17 protein-coding genes are annotated in these 18,379 nt (G+C 69.1%); 3 read left to right on the top strand and 14 right to left on the bottom strand.

Annotated elements, in window-relative coordinates; translation table 11 throughout:
• The first annotated feature begins 15 nt into the window (after positions 1–15).
• Complete coding sequence (locus ABGB18_RS44840; protein WP_347701815.1) at positions 16–690, top strand: class I SAM-dependent methyltransferase; 675 nt, start codon at positions 16–18, stop codon at positions 688–690.
• 71 nt (positions 691–761) lie between these two features.
• Complete coding sequence (locus ABGB18_RS44835; RefSeq protein WP_347701814.1) at positions 762–1,385, top strand: NUDIX domain-containing protein; 624 nt, start codon at positions 762–764, stop codon at positions 1,383–1,385.
• 68 nt (positions 1,386–1,453) lie between these two features.
• Here the strand turns inward: ABGB18_RS44835 and ABGB18_RS44830 are convergent, their stop codons facing one another.
• From ABGB18_RS44830 to ABGB18_RS44775, 12 genes are all read right to left on the bottom strand, one after another.
• Positions 1,454–4,201: a CDP-glycerol glycerophosphotransferase family protein gene (locus ABGB18_RS44830; protein ID WP_347701813.1), complete on the bottom strand. Its 2,748-nt coding sequence runs from the start codon at positions 4,199–4,201 to the stop codon at positions 1,454–1,456.
• Between the two features lie 208 nt (positions 4,202–4,409).
• On the bottom strand, positions 4,410–4,724 hold the full coding sequence (locus tag ABGB18_RS44825; RefSeq protein ID WP_347701812.1) for an MGMT family protein: 315 nt from the start codon (positions 4,722–4,724) through the stop codon (positions 4,410–4,412).
• Positions 4,712–5,071, bottom strand: coding sequence for a hypothetical protein (locus tag ABGB18_RS44820; protein WP_347701811.1), 360 nt, complete (start codon positions 5,069–5,071; stop codon positions 4,712–4,714). The genes ABGB18_RS44825 and ABGB18_RS44820 overlap by 13 nt, the downstream gene beginning before the upstream one ends.
• A 47-nt stretch (positions 5,072–5,118) precedes the next feature.
• Positions 5,119–6,270: a S8 family serine peptidase gene (locus tag ABGB18_RS44815; RefSeq protein WP_347701810.1), complete on the bottom strand. Its 1,152-nt coding sequence runs from the start codon at positions 6,268–6,270 to the stop codon at positions 5,119–5,121.
• A complete protein-coding gene (locus ABGB18_RS44810) occupies positions 6,264–7,064 on the bottom strand; it encodes a hypothetical protein (protein ID WP_347701809.1) in 801 nt (266 codons plus the stop codon). Before ABGB18_RS44810 ends, ABGB18_RS44815 begins: the two co-directional genes overlap by 7 nt.
• A 288-nt stretch (positions 7,065–7,352) precedes the next feature.
• The gene (locus ABGB18_RS44805) at positions 7,353–8,600 is read right to left on the bottom strand and encodes a S8 family serine peptidase (RefSeq protein WP_347701808.1); all 1,248 of its coding nucleotides are present in this window, start codon (positions 8,598–8,600) and stop codon (positions 7,353–7,355) included.
• Positions 8,588–9,304 carry a hypothetical protein gene (locus ABGB18_RS44800; protein ID WP_347701807.1) on the bottom strand — a complete coding sequence of 239 codons (717 nt, stop codon included), beginning with the start codon at positions 9,302–9,304 and terminating at the stop codon, positions 8,588–8,590. The genes ABGB18_RS44805 and ABGB18_RS44800 overlap by 13 nt, the downstream gene beginning before the upstream one ends.
• 46 nt (positions 9,305–9,350) lie before the next feature.
• The gene (gene moeZ, locus ABGB18_RS44795; protein WP_347701806.1) at positions 9,351–10,532 is read right to left on the bottom strand and encodes an adenylyltransferase/sulfurtransferase MoeZ; all 1,182 of its coding nucleotides are present in this window, start codon (positions 10,530–10,532) and stop codon (positions 9,351–9,353) included.
• 42 nt (positions 10,533–10,574) lie between these two features.
• The gene (locus tag ABGB18_RS44790; protein ID WP_347701805.1) at positions 10,575–11,519 is read right to left on the bottom strand and encodes an alpha/beta hydrolase; all 945 of its coding nucleotides are present in this window, start codon (positions 11,517–11,519) and stop codon (positions 10,575–10,577) included.
• Between the two features lie 300 nt (positions 11,520–11,819).
• The gene (locus ABGB18_RS44785; RefSeq protein WP_347701804.1) at positions 11,820–12,821 is read right to left on the bottom strand and encodes an IPT/TIG domain-containing protein; all 1,002 of its coding nucleotides are present in this window, start codon (positions 12,819–12,821) and stop codon (positions 11,820–11,822) included.
• 200 nt (positions 12,822–13,021) lie between these two features.
• Complete coding sequence (locus tag ABGB18_RS44780; protein WP_347701803.1) at positions 13,022–13,810, bottom strand: IPT/TIG domain-containing protein; 789 nt, start codon at positions 13,808–13,810, stop codon at positions 13,022–13,024.
• A 144-nt stretch (positions 13,811–13,954) separates the two neighbouring features.
• On the bottom strand, positions 13,955–14,260 hold the full coding sequence (locus ABGB18_RS44775; RefSeq protein ID WP_347701802.1) for a hypothetical protein: 306 nt from the start codon (positions 14,258–14,260) through the stop codon (positions 13,955–13,957).
• A gap of 291 nt (positions 14,261–14,551) precedes the next feature.
• On the opposite strand from ABGB18_RS44775, the gene ABGB18_RS44770 reads away from it, so the two are divergent.
• Positions 14,552–15,859 carry a YncE family protein gene (locus tag ABGB18_RS44770; RefSeq protein ID WP_347701801.1) on the top strand — a complete coding sequence of 436 codons (1,308 nt, stop codon included), beginning with the start codon at positions 14,552–14,554 and terminating at the stop codon, positions 15,857–15,859.
• Between the two features lie 230 nt (positions 15,860–16,089).
• Here the strand turns inward: ABGB18_RS44770 and ABGB18_RS44765 are convergent, their stop codons facing one another.
• Positions 16,090–16,470 carry a hypothetical protein gene (locus tag ABGB18_RS44765; RefSeq protein ID WP_347701800.1) on the bottom strand — a complete coding sequence of 127 codons (381 nt, stop codon included), beginning with the start codon at positions 16,468–16,470 and terminating at the stop codon, positions 16,090–16,092.
• Positions 16,471–17,031: 561 nt separating this feature from the next.
• Entirely contained in the window at positions 17,032–17,616 is a 585-nt protein-coding gene (locus ABGB18_RS44760; RefSeq protein WP_347701799.1) for a hypothetical protein, read from the bottom strand.
• Positions 17,617–18,379: the final 763 nt, after the last annotated feature.

Here is an 18,379-nt window from a genome sequence, read left to right as displayed (position 1 = left end):
GGAGGGGGCTCGGCGATGGCGAAGACCGACAAGGGCTACCGGGGCATCAGCATGGAGGGCGCGCTCGCCCGCTGGTACGCGACCAACACCGCCAAGGACCCGGCACGGTTCGAGAAGCAGATCGACGACGTACGACGGCTCGCTCCCACGGGCGGAAAGGTCCTCGAAGTGGCCCCCGGCCCCGGATATCTGTCCATCGCCATGGCCAGGACCGGCGACTACACGGTCACGGGGCTCGACATCAGCGAGACCTTCGTCCGGATCGCCAGGGAGAAGGCCGCCGCGGCAGGCGTGGCGGTCGACTTCCGGCACGGGAACGCGTCCGCGATGCCGTTCGACGACGAGAGCTTCGACTTCATAGTCTGCTGCGCCGCGTTCAAGAACTTCTCCGACCCCGTGGGGGCCGTCCAGGAGATGCACCGGGTGCTACGGCCCGGCGGCTACGCGCTCATCAACGACCTGCGCAAGGACGTGTCCAAGGAGGCCGTGGCGGCGGACGTGGCGCAGATGGAGGTCGGCGCGCTGTCCAGGGTGTTCATCCGGTACACGCTGCGGTCGTTCCTGCCGCGGCGGGCGTACCTGAAGAGCGAGTTCGAGGGGCTGGTCGCGCGTACCGACTTCCGTACGTGCGAGATCCGGCAGTCGCCGCTGTCGCTGGACGTCGAACTCCGGAAGCGAACCGGCGAGTGAACTCGCTCACGTGACCTCAGCCCTTGTAACGTGGCGTCACCACACGCCCCCCACCGCGAGAGGCTGATCGCATGCGCTGGCTGGTCCACTCCGAGAGGACCCTGTACGCCGACCAGTGGCTGGACGTCCGGGTGGCGGATGTGGAGTTGCCCGACGGAAGACACCTCGACCACCGCCTCATACGCACGGCGCCCGGCGCCGGGGCCGTGGTCACCGACGGGCGGGATCGGGTGCTGCTGCTCTGGCGGCACCGCTTCATCACCGACAGCTGGGGCTGGGAGATCCCGATCGGGCGCGTCGAGGACGGGGAGATGCCCAGGGCGGCGGCCGCCCGGGAGTTCGAGGAGGAGACGGGGTGGCGTCCGGGGACGCTGCGCCCGCTGCTCGCCATCCAGCCGACGAACGGCATCTCCGACGGCCTGCACCACATCTACCGGGCCCACTCGGCCACCCGGATCGGACCGCCCGCGGATCCCCACGAGGCCGAGCGGGTCGAATGGGTGCCCGTGTCCATGATCCGCAAGCTGATCGACAACGGCCACGTGGTGTGCGGGACGAGCCTGGCGGCCCTGCTCTACCTCCTGGCCGAGCGCCTTCCCGACGGTGACGCCCCGGGCGAGGGAGACTCCTTCCTCGCCACCGAGTACGACCCGGGCCGCCGTTTCCTGCTGCCCGACCTGCCCGACCTCATCTGACCCGACCTCATCCGACCCGACCTCATCCGGCCCGGCCTCATCCGACGTGAGACGAGGCCGGGCCGCGATCACGAGAAGAGGTGGTCGACCACCCTGGCCGTGGCCTTGCCGTCGTCGCGCGGGGCGAACGTGGCACGGAAGGCGTCGTAGCGGTCGGCGTGCTCGGTCGCCACCTTGTCGATCGAGCGCAACGCCTCGATCACCTCCGCCGACGTCGAGAGCACCGGGCCGGGGGCCTGCGCGGCGAGGTCCAGGTAGATGCCCCGCTTCGCGGAGTATTTCGGCAGGTCGTAGCCGTACAGCACGATCGGGCGGCCGGTGCAGGCGAAGTCGAACATGACCGACGAGTAGTCCGTCACCAGGACGTCGGCGACCAACAGCAGGTCGGCGATATCCGGATAAGTCGTGACGTCGTGGGCGATGTCGGGGACGGCGGGCATGGCCTGCATCGGGTGGGCGCGGACCAGGATCTCGTGGTCGGCCCCCAGCGCCTGCCTGGCCTTGGCCAGGTCCAGCTTGACCATGGCGTTCTTGCGGTCGTAGTCCCGATACGTGGGCGCGTACAGGACGACCCGCTTGCCCTTCGCCAGGCCCAGGCGCTCGCGCACCGCCGCCGCCAGCTCGTCCCGGTCGGGCGAGTTGAGGACGTCGTTGCGGGGCAGGCCGCTCTCCAGGATCTCGCCCTTGTAGCCGAAGGCGCGCCGCAGCACCGGCGTGGCCCACGGCGACTGCGACAGCAGCAGGTCCCAGCCGCGCACCTCCGCCGCCTGGCGGTGCCAGATCGGCGGCTTCGGGTCGCGGGCCATGTGCGGCTGGTCGTTGCCGATGCGCTTGATCGGGGTGCCGTGCCACGCCTGCACCACGACCTGGTCCTCGCGCGCCCGGAACCAGGCGGGCAGGAACGAGTTGGTCACGATGTGGCGGGACCTGGCCAGGGCGGCGTGGTGCTCGCGGCTGCCGGCGCGTACGACGGTCGCGTTGCCCGGCGGCACGAACGCGCCGTCCTTGACGATCCAGATGTGCTCGCGGTCGTCGCCGCGCCGCAGCCGCTCCTCGTAGATGGCGCGCACGCTGTCGGCGTAGAGGCGGCCGTCGTTGACCACGTAGACCGTCGCGTCGTTCAGCGGCTCCGTGCGCTGGGCCGGGTAGAAGACGCGGCGCAGGACGTGGGTGCCCGCCACGCCGCGCTCGTCGGCCGGCCTGACCTCATCGACGATGATCACCGGCACGTCGAAACGCGTGGAGATCATGCGGTACGTCCGGTCGGCGAACGTACGCGGGTCCTCGTCGAGCCCGGGCAGGGCGGCGTGGTCCATGCGCAGCGGCACGATTTCGCCGGACGGGTGGCGCAGCGACATGTTCCAGGTGCCGGAGGCCAGCGGCACGGGGTCGCCGAAGCGGTCCATGGCCGCGGGCTCGACGCGTACGGTGAAGTCCGCCCCGGAGCGCTCCATCGGAATCACGTAGGTCAGCCCCGAGCGATGCCGCAGGCTCAGCGTGCGCGGCCCGGGGTCGTCCGGGTAGTCGCCGCGCAGGATGAGCGTGGAACCTTCCCACACCGCCGAGGTGATCACCGGGCGGATGCGGTGGGCCGAGACGACGACGCGGTCACGACGGTCGCCGAGCACGGTGATCTCGCGGTCTCCGACGGGCGTGCGCGTCTCGACCAGGTCGGCGAGCATGACGGAGGCCGCCGGGTCGCCCTTGGGCTCGACCCAGAGCCGCCGGCCGTCCTTCTCCTGCAGCAGCGTGGGCACGGCCAGCCCCACCACGACCTGCGTGCCGCCCTCGACGGGCGTGAAGTCGGCGGCGATGCGGTGGCCGCCCAGCCTGGCGTGGCCCTTGGTGACCGAGCGCCCGGGCAGGAAGATCTTGAGTTCGAGGCGCTCGCCGTCGACGGACACGCCCGCCAGCTCGGCCCTGTTGGGCTGGAGCACGACCTGCAGCGCCCGGTCGGACGTCCAGACCGGCCTGGCCCACCAGCCCGGCTTGAGCTTGAGCCCGGCGGGCCGCTCGGGCCGGCCGACCGAGGAGCCGCGCAGCAGGCCGGTGGCCCGCGCCCCGCGGCTCCAGAACACGATCTCGGCCCGCCACGTCGTCGCGTCGGGCACCGAGGGCCGGTGCCGCATCCGGCGGCGCACGGCATGCACCGCGCCGCGCACGCCGCCGCGCCAGCGCAGCGGCCACGGGCTCAGCTCGGCGGTGAAGCCGGACCAGTCGTAGTTGCAGCCCGGCTCGCGCGCGCCGTGGGTGGCCTCGGGCGCCAGGACGCGGCGGGTGCGCATGCGGATGGGCGGCAGCCAGCGCGGCCCGCGCAGCACCACGGTCGCCCAGTTGAACCTGCGGCTGCGGACGGAGAGCCCGGCCAGGTAGGCGAAGCCGGTGACGCGCAGCCTGCCGTTGACCCAGACGATGTCGTCGATGTGGGTCACCGGCACCAGGTCGGCGCGGCGCAGGCGGTAGAGGTCGGGCGGCAGCTCGTCGCGGAAGGGCAGGTCGGCGTACCAGCGCAGGCCCTTGCGGATGCGCTTGGAGGGCTCGGCCGCCGCGGCGGCGACCTTGGCGAGGGTCTCGCCCTCGACGAGCTCCTCGTCGGGGCGGTGCTCGATCAGGTGGCAGATGACCCGCCGCGCGACCGGCAGGTCGCGTTTGACGCCCGCGTCGACCGCCGCCAGGTAAGGGCGCACGAGATCGAGCAGCTCGCGCCGCCGGGCGGCGCCGCGCTTGATCGCGAGGTCCATGCGCGCCCCCAGGGGGCCGCTGAGCACCTCGGCGTCGAAGGCCGCGTCGCGACCGCCGGGGCCGACCGCTCGCATGACCGCTTCCAGAGGCTCGCCACGATCACAAAGATCCTGGACAGCCTTGAGGCGGTCGGCGCGTGAATCGACGCCCTGGCTAGGGGCTGTGACGCCGGTGGCCATAGGGAAGGCACCGCCTTTCGGGCCGCCGTCAGTGTTCTGCCCATGGTAATAGGAGTCACATGTCACGGATTCGCCCGTTCTGGGAATGCGCAGGTCAGATGCCTTACTGAAAATCCCCTGAACGCCCGTCCCAGCGGGCCAGCCGCATGTCCACGCGCTCGCCGCGCAGCGGAGTGCCCTCCTCGCGCCAGTGCGCCAGGCAGCGTTGTACGTGGTCAGGGGCCGCGCCGGTGCCGTCGGCGTGCACCACCCGCCACCAGGGCACGCCGCCGCCCCAGGTGGACATCACCTTGCCCACCTGGCGGGGGCCGCCCTCACCGAGGTATTCGGCGATGTCGCCGTAGGCCATGACCTTGCCGGGCGGAATGCGCTCGACGACGTCCAGCACCCGCTCGGCGAAGGGGTTCAGGGGCTCCATGCCGACGGGCCCGCGTCGATGATCTCCTCGAACTTGCCGATCTCCACGGCGCTGCCGCCCGTCAGGACCTCCACGACGCCGTCGCGTACCGCGTAGACCTCGCCGTCCTCGCCCACGAGCCGGGCGCCGAGCACCGCCGACAGCCGCAGGAGCTGGGCCAGGTGCCAGTCGGAGCCTGGCTCGCCGACCAGTTGCCCGCGCCAGTGGGCCACCACGTGCCTGCCGCCCCCGTGCGCCGCGGCGATCTCGTCAGATCCGCGCAGCTCGAAGCCGGCCGGTGCGATGGCCCTCGCGAGCTCCGCGAAGGCGAGTGGCGACTCCCGCACCACCCGCAGCTCGTATCCCATGAGGCGGGACCATAGCGGATCTTTACCCTTCGCGCTGGCGGTGTTCGTCACTCCTTGCGTTGGTTGAGGATGAGGATCCCGCCGCAGAAGGTGACGAGCGCCAGCAGCACGCCGCCCCCGTACAGCCACAACCGCAGCGGGTCGGCCCCGGGACGGCTCGGCACGGGCGAGTCCTCACCCTGCCCGAAGTGCTCTATCCCCGGTTCGACGGTGCGTCGCGCGCCGGTCAGCCGGTCGGCGGCGTTCAGCGCGGCTACGGCGTCCACCACGCCGTAGCCGGTCTGGTCGTCGTAGCCGGCGGCCGGCCTGCCCCGGGCGCTCATGGCCAGGGCCTGGGCCACCTGCTCGGGCGGCAGGTTGGGATAGCGGGACTTGATGAGCGCGGCCACGCCCGACACGAGCGCCGCGGCCGAGCTGGTGCCCTCCGACAGCTCGTAGCCGCTTCCGCGCTTGACCACGGGCACCTCCACGCCGGGCGCGGAGACCAGCACGGACAGGTTGTCGCTGCTGAACGCGGCCCGCCGGCCCTGCCTGTCGGTGGCCGCCACGCCGATGACCCCCGGGTAGCCCGCCGGGAAGCTCCAGTAGGAGGTGGAGTGCTCCTTGGCGTAGGTGGTCTGGCCGTCGTTGCCCACCGCGGCGACCAGCACCACGCCCTTGCCCAGGGCGTAGGAGACGGCCTCGCGCTCGGCCCTGAGCGGGCCGTACGAGCCGATCGACATGCTGATGACCTGGGCGCCGTGGTTGGCGGCGTAGCGCAGCGCGCGGGCGAGCGGGCTTTCCGCGGCGGGCCGCTCGGCCTGCGGCGGCGGGCCGGCGGTCTGCGGCTCGCCGTCCACGACCAGCGGCAGCGACAGGATGCGGGATTCCGGGGCGACGCCGACGAACCCGTCGTCCACGCCGGAGCCGGCGATCAGGCCGGCCATGGCGGTGCCGTGCCGGCCCGGCGCCACCGCCTGGGTGGTCACGCCCGAGGTCATGTCGGGACCCCCGGTCACGCGCCCGCGCAGCTCCTTGACCTGGCCGTCCACCGCGCTGTCCACGACGGCGACGGTGATGCCCGCGCCCTTGGTGAGGTTCCAGGCCTGCTCGACGTTGAGCGCGTCGAGCACCCACTGCTGCTGGTCGCGTACCGGGTCGGCGGCGGGTCCTGCGAGCACGAGCAGCGCGGCGGCCAGCGTGCGTACGACGGTCAGCACACGTTCCCCTGGGTGCAGGGCGGCACCTTGGGCGGGTCCGCCAGGAAATAGGCGATCTGACTGCCGATCGACTTCGCGGCCGGCCACAACTCGCTGTGCAGGATCTCCTCGGGCGGGATCGCGGCCCTGGTCCGGCCGTCGGCGTATCCCGCCGTCGAGAACACGAGGTAGGGACCCGCGCCCACCCAGCCGGTGCGCTGGCGCTGGTCGGGGCCGAAGCGTTCGGTCACCGTGCCGGGGAAGGCCACGGGCAGCACGCCCACGCGGTCGTCCTGGCCGAGCTCCTCGCCCGCCGAGACCCTGGACGCCTCGTCCTTGAGCACCGCCACGCCGACCGTGATGACGAACGAGGCCGTCTGGTCGACGTAGGTGGCCCGCAGCATGGTCAAGCAACCGTACTCGTCCAGCACCCCGGCCACGGAGGCGTCCACGGCCTTGCCGCACCCGGTCTCGGGTGCGATGCCGACGCGCCTGGCGTACTGCTGGGCCCGGTCGAGCCCGAGGTATTTCACCTCTTCCGGGAAGACACCGGTGGCCGGCCAGGCCTGCCAGCGCCGGGCGATCTCCTCCTGCTTGTACTGATTTTGTTCGTCGGGGGTCAGCGGGCGGGAGCGGGTCTCGGCGAACAGGCCGACGGTGCCGAGCAGCACGACGACGGCCGACGCGATCACGATGACGGTGAGCAGCGTCACGAAGATACGCCGGTAGCGAACACCCTGCTCGATCCGGAGCCGCTCGGCGCGTTCCGTCGCGGCCGTGCGTTTGCGGGAGTCCGCCGCGGGCCAGGAACGCACGCGTGATCGGCGGCCGGTGGTGGCGCCGAGCGGATTTCTCCGGCCCGGGGTGGCCTCTCCCCCCGCGCGCGGTAGCCCTGAGGTCGACCTACGTGCGTTCACCACCGCCTCGTTCCGTGCTCAATCGCCTCAGGCGCTGTCGCCCCGGGCTCCGTCACATCACCCGTGAGACGGCTCGGTCGCTGGGGGCCGCCGCCTTCCGTGGTCGCTCGGCTCCCGCCACCCTTCTGGGCGGCGGCACTCCCTCGCGTTCGTATTGTGTCTATTTCGTCCCCCTAAGTGGGCGGATCATGCGTCTCGTGCGTCTGGCTCCCTGCGTACGCGTCTGACCAGGATGAATATGACGGCCAGGGATCCGATCGCGCCGGCGGCCCCCGCGGCGGCGACGGCCGCGGAGACCGTGACGAGCCGCTCGTCCCTGGTGATGACCTTGATCGAGCCGGTCCGGCCGCCGACCGCGGGCACGGCGGGGTTCTGGACCTGGGCACCCGTGGCGGCCTCGGTGTGCCTGGCGAGCTTGCCGGCCTCGGCCAGGGCCCTGGGGGCGTTCACGACGCCGAAGCCGGTGCCGGTGTCGTAGCCGCCCGGGGGGCGGTCGACGGCGCCGGCGGCCAGGGCACGCACCACGAGCGGCGGCGACATCTGCGGAAATTTAGCTTTAATAAGGGCTACGACTCCGGACACCAGCGCGGTCGCCTGCGAGGTGCCCCGGCCCACCCAGTACGCGCCGCCGGGACCGGCGCCCATGATGTCGACGCCGGGCGCGGCCACCAGCACGGAGGAGTTGGAGTTGGAGAACGCGGCCCGGCGCAGCCGCCGGTCCGTCGCCCCCACCGACACCACCCCGGGGAACGCGGCCGGGTAGGAGTAGGGCGCGTAGTCGCCGGGGAATTTCCTGTCACCGTCATTTCCCGCGGCGGCGACCAGCACGACGCCCTTGGCGATGGCGTAGCGGATGGCCGCCCGCTCCTCCCGGGTCGCCAGCTCCTTGGAGATCGACATGTTGATGACGTCAGCCCCCTCGTCCACCGCGTAGCGAATGCCGCGGGCCACCACGTCCTCGAAGCGCTCGGCCGAGTTGAACTCCCGGAAACCCGGCTCCTCGTCCTCAAGGATGACCCTTACTGACAGTACGTCCGCTTCGGGCGCGACGCCGATGATCCCCTGCTTTCCCTGGCGGCCGTGACCGTGCCCGGCGATCAACGAGGCCATGTACGTGCCGTGCAGCCGGCGCGGCCTGGTCCCCAGCGGGTTCGCGCCCACGGTGAAGTCCCGGCCCACCCGCACAGATCCGGCCAGGTCGCGGTGGCGGGGATCGACGCCCGAGTCGAGCACGGCCACCGTCACCCCCGAGCCCCTCGTGATCCGCCAGGCCTGGGTGAGCTGCAGCGTCCTGATCACCGGCTGCTGCCCGACGCGCACGTCGTCGGCCCGCGCGGGCGCCGCCGCCCCCGGCCCCGCGAGGAACAACGCCGTGGACAGCGACACCGTGGACAGCGCCGCCGCGACCGCCCGGCGCCGGCTCAGCACTGCCACTCCGCGGCCGTGCAGTCGGGCTCCCTGGGCGTGCTCAGATCGTGCAGCACGCGCTCGGACATCTCGGCGGCGAAGGCGAAGATGGCCGGCCGCGTCTCGCCCGCCGCGTCCCCGGGTCTGCCGTCCACCTGCCCGGCCGTGGTCAGCACCAGGTACGGCCCCGCCTGGCGGACCGATCCCGCCTGGCGCACGCCGGGGGTGAACCGGTCGGAGACCGTGTTCCGGAACGCCAGCGGGCGCAGTCCGGGCACGGGCTTGCCCGAGTCGGAGAAGGCGGATTTGGCGCGTACGGCATCGAGCTCGTCGGGCAGCGCCACGACGCCGATCGTGACGAGCACGCCGCGCAACGCGTCGATGTACGTCGCCCGCAGCACGCCCTTGCACCCCGCCCGGCGCAGCGCCTTGGCCGCCGGGTCGTCCACGGCGTCGCAGGCGGTCCGCGGCGAGATGCCGATCCTGCTGGCCTGCTCCCGCCCGCCCTGCTCGGCGGAGTACGGCAATGTGGCGGGGAAGATACGGCCGGTGGGCCAGGTGCGCCAGCGCTCGGCGACCTCGTGCCTGGCCGCCGTGCGCAGCTCCGCGGTGCTCGGGCCGCGGGTGAGCTCCGTGCCCGCCGTGCTGCCCGCCACTCCGGCGGCGACCGCGCAGACCAGGGTCAGCGCGGAGGCCACCACGAGCGTGGGCCAAGGACGGGATGGGTTCACGCCATCGACCTTAATAGGGGCGTCCTGGGAGCTTCCCCGGAAACCTCTAGTAGCTGGGCAGGCTCGGGTCGACGGTCTTGATCCAGCTCAGCACGCCGCCACCCACGTGCACGGCGTCGGAGAACCCGGCGCTCTTGACGATCGCCAGTGCCTCGGCCGAGCGCGCGCCGGACTTGCAGTGGAGCACGATGCGCTTGTCCTGCGGAAGCTGCTCCAGGGCCGAGCCGTTGAGGAACTCGCCCTTGGGGATCAGCTTGGCGCCGGGGATGGAGACGATCTCGTACTCGTTGGGCTCACGGACGTCGACGAGGAAGATGTTCTCGCCGTTGTCCTGCATGGCCTTGAGCTCGAGCGCGGTGATCGTGGAGCCGCTGGCGGCCTCCGCGGCCTCGTCGGAGATCGCGCCGCAGAACGCCTCATAGTCCTCGAGTAGCTCGGTGACCGTCGGGTTCTTACCGCACAGCACGCACTCGGGGTCCTTGCGGACCTTGACGTCGCGGTACTTCATCTCCAGGGCGTCATAGATCATCAGCCGCCCGACCAGCGGGTCGCCGATGCCGGTCAGCAGCTTGATGGCCTCGTTGACCTGGATGGAGCCGATCGACGCGCACAGCACGCCGAGCACGCCGCCCTCGGCGCACGACGGCACCATGCCGGGAGGCGGGGGCTCCGGGTAGAGGCAGCGGTAGCAGGGCCCATGTTCGGCCCAGAACACGCTCGCCTGGCCGTCGAAGCGGTAGATCGAACCCCAGACGTACGGCTTGCCGAGCAGCACAGCGGCGTCGTTCACCATGTAACGCGTGGCGAAGTTGTCGGTGCCGTCGACGATGAGGTCGTAGCCGGAGAAGATCTCCATGACGTTTTCGGTGGTCAGGGCCTCGTTGTGGAGGATCACCTGGACCAGCGGGTTGATCTCGCGCACGGTGGCGGCGGCGCTCTCCGCCTTCGGCCGGCCCACGTCGGACTGGCCGTGGATGATCTGGCGCTGCAGGTTGGACTCATCGACGACGTCGAAGTCGATGATGCCGAGGGTGCCGACGCCCGCCGCCGCGAGGTACATCAGCGCGGGCGAGCCCAGCCCCCCGGCGCCCACACACAGCACCTTGGCGTTCTTCAGCCGCTTCTGCCCCGACATTCCCACGTCGGGGATGATCAGGTGGCGCGAGTAGCGGCGCACTTCGTCGACGGTCAGCTCGGCGGCCGGCTCGACCAGCGGTGGCAACGACACTTTCTACGCTCCCGTTCCAGGGGTCTTGTCTATCAGTGAAACCTAGTAGGTCAGTGGGGCATTCCCAGAGCCGGTCTCACCGATCAGCCGGCGGGCCTCCGCCGCCACGACCCGCGGCATCTCCATCATCGCCACGTGTCCCGCCGTGGGCAGCAGCACCAGCCTGACCTGCCGGAACGTACGCCCTGCCTTGGCCGCCATGGCGGGGCGGACGAGGCGGTCGTGCCTGCCGTGGACGATGAGCGTCGGCGCCCGCACCTGGGCCGCCTGGCGCCACAGGCTGTCCCGCCCGCGGCGGAAATACTCGGCCACGATGCCGCGGGCCGAACCGACCATGGCCTCGCCGGAGTAGGGCAGGTCGTCCCGCCTGCGGAGCTCCTCGATGGCCTCCCTCAGGCGCAGTGGGTGCACGCCGCTCGCGTTGGCCCAGACCATCGCGTATGAGGCGGTGATGCGGTGCTCGGCCGGGACCAGGCGGAGCCTGCTCGCCACCCATTCGCCGAGCACGGGCACCGCGGCGGCGGCCACGCGGACGGGGCCATATCTAGGGCGCAGGTCGGGCAGGGCCGGGGAGATGAGGGTGAGGGAGCGGACCAGGTCCGGGCGGGCGGCGGCCACTTTGACGGCGATGGCGCCGCCGAGCGAGTTGCCGAACAGGTGGGCCGGGCCCGTGTGCTCCATCAGCTCCGTCACTGCCCTGGCGCCGCCGGAGACCGAGTAGTCGCCGTCCTTGGGTGCGGGGGAGAAACCGGCGCCGGGCAGGTCGAGGGCGTGGCCGGTGACGGTGTCCTTGAGCTCGCCCATGAGGTCGGTCCAGTTGGTGGCCGAACCGGTCAGGCCGTGTACGAAGACGGCCTGCTCCTGGGGACCGGCGTGTTCGCCGGGCCCCTGCGGGCCTGCCGGCTCGTGCGGGATCGGACCGGTGGACCGGACGTGCACCGAGCCGATCATGCGTCCCGGCCAGTGCGGGATCGGCTCTCCTGCCATGCTGCTTCCTCCTTCTCCTTCCCTCCACCATAAGCATCGCGTCCGGGCGGGCCCCGCATCCCTACATAGTGGTTTTATCTTGCAGTTTTAGACATCTGGCCTCACATACCTCGGGGCGTACAGGGGGTGCGGCACCTGCGGGGTCGCGTGGCCGGCACCGAGAGCGGATGATCGCGAGCGCGATGGCGGGACCTCACCGCCCGAAGCTCGGCACGCGTGAGATCCCGTCGCTATCAATTCGGACATATGGGTCTGATTATGCGCATAGCCAATGCCTCATTACATGATCTCTCTGAGGCTTCACAAGTAGGTGTAGGGCGCGCCGGGAGAGCTGGAGCCACCGGCTGACACGACCGTGACCACGACCGTGCCGGTGCCCGCGGGTGGGGTGGCCACGATCTGGGAGTCGGAGACGATGGAGAACGGGGCAGGGGAGGCGCCGAAGAACACATCCGATGCGTACGTGAAACCGATCCCAGCGATGGTGACGGAGTTGCCGCCGAAAGACGGCCCCGCACCCGGATTCAGGCTCACGATCGCCGGGGCGGCGAGGTAGTCGTAGAAGACGTCACCCGCACTCGATCCCCCTGGTGTCACAACGGTGACCGGGACAGTGCCGGAACCCGCGGGCGCCGTGGCGTTCACCTGGCTGTCCGAGATCACCGTGAAGGCGGATGGCAACACGCCGAACCCCACCTGGGTGGCACCGGTGAAACCACTGCCGGTGATCGTGACGATGGTGCCTCCGGCGAGTGGGCCCTGGCCGGGATCTATGTCCGTGACGACGGGAGTGGCCACGGCGGAATAGCAGAACGGCGCGGGGTAGCTTGTGCCTGCCGGGGTGGTGACCGTGACAAGAACGGGGCCCGCACCGGCAGCAGGGGCCGTGGCGGTGATGTTGCTGCCGGAGTTCACGGTGAAGACGGATGACAGCGTGCCGAACCGCACCTGGGTGGCACCGGTGAAACCACTGCCGGTGATCGTGACGATGGTTCCGCCTGTCTCCTGTCCCGTGTTCGGCATCAGGGCGGTGATGACGGGGGCGGGTGCGTTCACGTAGGTGAACGGGACGTTCTGGGAGCTGGCGCCGCCGGCGCCGGTGACCGTCACATTGACCGTCCCCGTACCCGGCGGGGTAATGACGGTGATCTGGGTGCTGGAGACCAGCACGAAGCCGGCGCCCGCTATTCCACCGAATCTCGCGGCGCTGGACCCGGTGAACCCGGTCCCGGCGATGGTGACGCTGGTGCCACCCGCTGACGAGCCCTGATTGGGAGTCACGCTCTGGACGACAGGGGCCATACGGTCACGTCCTCTCGGTTGGCCGGAGGTCCAGAGCCTGGCGGCCGGCCGGTCCAGACCCATTCCCCATCACGTCGGCGCGCCGGCGCCGACGGCTCGAGATCGGCGTGCGCTGTGGCGTCCGGTTGAGCGCCGACGTTGACGGCGTCGGGGCAACGCCTGATCGCGCCGCCCCGACGGTCGGATGTCCTTGCCGAAGCTCAGACGTAGGTGAAGGTGGCGGCGACGCTGTCCCCACCTGGTGTGCTCACGACGACATCCTGGGCGCCGGCAACGGGACCGGTTGGGGCGGTGGCCAGGATTTGCGTGTCGGACATGGAGGTGAAGTCGGCGTCGACTCCGCCGAAGGTGACGCTGATGGAAGAGCCGACGAATCCGGTGCCCGTGATGACGACCTCAGTGCCGGCCGGGCCGGTGTCGGGATCGAGATCCGTGATCGCGGGAGTGTCGAAGAGGGCCAAGGCGCTGGGGACGGTGAACGTCCCGCCCGCCGTACGCACCGAGGCACTCCTCACCTGGAACCACGGTGCGGCATCGAGCTCCGCTATCGGCGCGGGGGTCGCCGTGACCTGGGTGTCGCTGGTGGGAGGGACGAGAGTGCCTGTCACGCCCTGAAACTGGACCTGGTTCGTCGTGAGCAGCGCCTCGCCGGCGAGCGTGACGGCGGAGGGGGCGGTGGCCGAGCCTTCGGTCGGCGTGATCTCGGCGACGAACGGGGATCCGATGAAGTACAGCGGCAGTCCGTTGCTCGTGCCACCGCCGGCGCCGCTGACGACGACGCTGACGCTGACCTGGCCGCAGCCGGAAGGCAGCACGCACGTGGCCACGGTGCCGGTGTTCGTGGCGGGGGTGACGCTCTTGGCTCCGATTCTGATCGTGCCTGTCACGGTCGTACCGAGACCGGTGCCGTTGACCGTGAGGGTCTGACCATAGCTGCCCTGATTTGTGTTCTGCGGCGCGACGCTGATCGACGTGATGACTGGTGCCATTTGACTGTTCTTTCTCGCGAACGGGAGAGCTTAGGGGAAGGTGGATACGGGAGTTCTCCCTCAAGGAGAGTGGGCGTGGCTCAAGCGGTCGGGGACGGGACCGACGCATGGGGTGCGCCAACACGAATCTCGTGGATCAGACAGTCAATGAATGCCGATGCGCGCGATCGGATGAACGCCGAGCGCGAGTCCAATGAAGTCTCGCCGGAGCCAGCGCATGAGTAGATGGACGACCACGTGATAATGCGGAGATTTCTGCCTCACCCCCAGAAGTGAGCGCCAGCGTGGTCCGAGCATGAGCGCAGCACGCTCCTGCGCCATATCGCTCATGCGATTTTCGATCGATCGAAGCTCTGCCCAGGATGAGCTGGATCCAATGCGATTGCTTCGATCAATGGCGTTGATGGCAGCTTCATTAAATACCTCCCATGGATACATGTAAAGAGCCACTCAAATAGATCTACCAAATATGCTGCACAATATCCGATCACGATACGAATGACCGCTGAGCCCGATGAGATCCGTTGATTACATATACTAAAACCGGACAATTCAGGCAAAATATCCAAATCTCATGGGCGGCCGATCCTGATTGACCACAGAAGCAGCGCCTTACCGGCCAAAGATCCATGAATGCGCCAATTCGCATCGCGGAAACAGGCAAACCGGTGCGCCGTCGCTCTTGGCACGACCTCACGCATACGTAGAACAGAAGCATCGATCGTCGACATGGAGGTTCCGATGTTGCTGCGGCTTCGCCTGAGAAGCGTGATCGAGAGTCGCTCTTCGGGGCTTCTGGGTCAACGCGATGACTGGGCATGGTGGTCCCGAATCCGGGCATCGCTGATAGCGGTGGCCATAGTCGGGTTGGCGGTGCCGACGGCCCTCTCCGTCCCGACACCGGCCCTGGCACAAGACCGGCAGTTCGCTTACGTGACCAATTCCGACTCCGACACCGTGTCGGTGATCGACGTCGCCACCAACACCGTCACCAACACGATCACCGTCGGTGACAATCCCCAGGGGGTCGCGATCAGTCCCGACAGCACCCGCGCCTACGTGGTCAACGGGGGGGACGACAACGTGTCGGTGATCGACACCGCCACCGGCACCGTCATCGCCACCGTTGGCGTTGGGGACTTCCCCTTCGGGGTGGCGGTCTCCCCTGACGGCACCCGGGTTTACGTGACCAATTACCTCACGAACGACGTGTCGGTGATCGACGCCGCCTCCAACACCGTCATCAACACCATCCAGGTGGAGCAGAATCCTGTCGGGGTGGTGTTCACGCCGGATGGCACACGCGCCTACGTGGCCAATTCGGGGGGCACCACAGTGTCAGTGATCAACGTCGCGTCAAGCACCGTCATCGACTCCGTCACAGTCCAGAGCAACCCCGCCGGGCTGGACATCACACCTTCCGGCGCCTTCGTCTACGCGACGAATCTGAATTCCGACAGCGTGTCCGTGATCAACACCGCCACGAACACCGCCATCGCCACCATCCTGGTGGGGCTGAATCCTGTCGGGGTGGCGGTCTCACTGGACGGCACCCGTGCTTATGTGACCTGTTCGTTGTCGAATGCGGTGTTCGTCATCGACACAGCCACCAACACCGTCATCAACACCATCCAGGTAGGGGGGAGTCCCGTCGGGGTGGCGGTCTCACGGGACGGCACCCGCGTCTACGTGGCCAACCAGGTGAACGACAACGTGTCTGTGATCAGCACCGCGACCAACGCCGTCACCAACACGATCACTGTCGGTGACACTCCCTTCGACGTGGCCTTCGGGCAGTTCGAGGGACAAGCCCCGGTTCCGGGTGGCCGTGGAAAGCGCAGGTCCGACCAGAACACGACCGATCGGAGCCCCAGCAGACGCCCCGACGAGTTCACGCGGCAAGACCGAGAACCCCGCATGTCCGCGAGGCACGACAGACACACGCGGCACCGCGGAGGCAACAACTCGTACACGGGGTACAGCGGTTCACACATCGACGCCGAAATCCTGTTCCAGGACAGGCCAAGCAAAAAGAGGCGCTCCCGCTGACCGGATCTCTTCGGCCTGAACGCCTGTGGGGCGCCGGCACGGGGTCCCACAGGCGTTTCAGGTCCAGCCCAGACCGGCGCACGCGTCCGGTGCGGACCGCCTCTCCGTCCGTCTGGGAATCACGCTGCCGGCCTGGTTCGAGCCGGCCGGCGGTAAGCGTCCATGACACGGGTTTGAGGATTGCCCGGGGTGTCACCCTCAGCAGCGGCGATCACGTGTTTCGTGATCGCCTAGCGCGTGGCGGCCGGCCAACGTTCCCATTCGATCGGGGAGGTCGGCGCGATCGAACCAGAGAGGACAATCCCCGCATGGCGAGCAGCCCTGCTGGCCCTGCGGCAGCCGAAGCATGGCGGTTCGACACCCGCCTCCAGGGAGAGGCTGAAGGACCACCTGTCCTTCATCTTCCGTGAATCCATTTCAGCCCGCTCCGGCCGTACGTGCGGTGCCCTCATCGCCAGGAACTCCGGGTGCTGTCCCACCGCGCCGCCGTCGATCTGTCGGGTCAGGCCTTGAACCACGTCGCCGGGACCATCCGGCGGCACCGCGAGAGGGCTCCAGGCGACCTGGTGCTGCCGAACCCCGGCCAGCAGGCCCTGCTTGTCCTGGTCCATCTGTGTGAAGGCGAGACGTTCGCCGAACTCGGTGCCGGGTGCGAAGTGTCGGCCACGACCGCGCGGTCGGGTATGTGGAGGAGAGGGGGCGCTGGTGTCGGCACAGTCCCCCACGCCGGCGGCGTTGCGCGGGGCCGGGCGAGACGGACCGCACTATCTGAGCGGGACGGCACGTTGGTCCGCATGAATCCGGTCAACACCCGGAACGCCGTCCGGCACGACTCACGCTTTGAGCGCCGCCCGGAGCTGGGTATTCCGCGCATGTTGTGGTGCCGGAGCGTTTGCTGGTCAACGCCACGGAGAGGCACTGAGCACATGTCGCGCGGCGTCTGGGCGACCGGCTTCGGGGGTGGCGGAGCGGGGTGCGGGGGAACGCAAAAACCGTATGGGGGGCCGCCGGCGGCGACTACCACGCCATCGGCGACGCCTGCCCGGGGTGACCGGCGGTGAAGGCCGCGACGGCGAGCGGCCGATCGAGCGCCGAGCAGGGCCGAACACCTCTCAGGCGCGGTCCAGCACCCGGAGATGTCCGACCTGCTCGTCACCCTGCCATCTGCCGCATCAGGCAGGGAGCAGTGCCCAGGCGCTGCAGTTGGTCAGCACCCCACCCACGGGAGTGAACGTGACGTCGCCCCCAGCATCTTCGACAGCGCATGTCGTCTGATAAATACCGGCGCCGGTCCGCGCAGTGATCGCCAGGGCGAAGGTGGCGCCGACGACAGGACTCGCAGCGGGATCGCCCTGAGCCACGGTGATGTTGGTGACGAACCCTCCTTGGCTGCCCGGCACCTGCCGGAGGCTCTGCCATCGGGATCCGGCCGCATTGCGCGGGTCGTAGACCCACGGCACACCGCCGTTGGCCGAGACGCGGAAGACCGTCGGCGCGGTGTCGTCCGTGAGTGTGATGCCGACGGAGTCGAGCCAGGGCTTCCGCGGCTTTTTAACCGTCGGTTCTGCCACGTTCGCCTTGTATCCGGCGAGAGCGGCCTCCGTGGCGTTGGTGGCACTGGCCATGGCCGCGGAACCGCCCGATACGACCGTGCCGCAGGCCACCGCTGTCGCGATGGCCAATACCCGCAGGCGACCGCGGACACCCAGATCTGATGTCGCGTCGCTCCTTCGAGAAATCAATTGATTTCCCTCCAATGATGAGGATTGGATTTCTGGTCATCGCGCCATGAGCGATGCATTTTCGAAGATACCCAATCCGGCAAACGCAGACACGTTCCACTATATTCAATAAAGGCAAATAGATGCTATGCCTATATAAAAGCGGCGATCGCTTAATCCGGAACTTTCATGATCTTGGAGAGTTCGACTCCTCTTGATACTTTTCAGAGCAGTTCGCCCCATTTGGCGGCATAGCAGTAGAGTGAAATGAGACATAATACCCAGCATGTGTCGATCCGTCGGGACGCTTCAGTTCTCCGCTGCAGTCGGCGCGCATCGCCGGGCACGACACCCATGCCAGGACAGGGGTGCGCCGCCCGGAGGAGCCAGGGACCGCCCGAGCACCGGTGGGCCACTCCCAGGGAATCCAGGCGGAGCGCGCCCGTGCGCACGCCGAATAGAATCAGCACCAGGTGCGGCCACCATGGAATTCCCCGAATCGCGGGAGCCAAATTGGTGGCACCCATTCGGGAATGGTGATTCCCGGCCGGTCAGGCCCGGCATCATTAGCGCCTGGAGCGCGGTCCGATCACCGCCACACGAAGTAACGCCGACATGCGGATGGCCCGGCCTGGAATTTCGCATGGCATGCGGAGCATGGTTGGCGCATAGTGAAGTTTTCTCAGCAGGCAAACCGGGTGATAGCGATCGGATGACCATGGATGTGGAGGTGTCGTCGATCGCCTGACAAGAGCATGGAGCCCTCGATAGAAGCGGATGTGCGACCATCCGTGCTCAC

The organism is Nonomuraea sp. B12E4 (genome assembly GCF_039871825.1).
Lineage (GTDB): Bacteria > Actinomycetota > Actinomycetes > Streptosporangiales > Streptosporangiaceae > Nonomuraea.
This window is presented reverse-complemented; position numbering and strand designations above follow the sequence as displayed.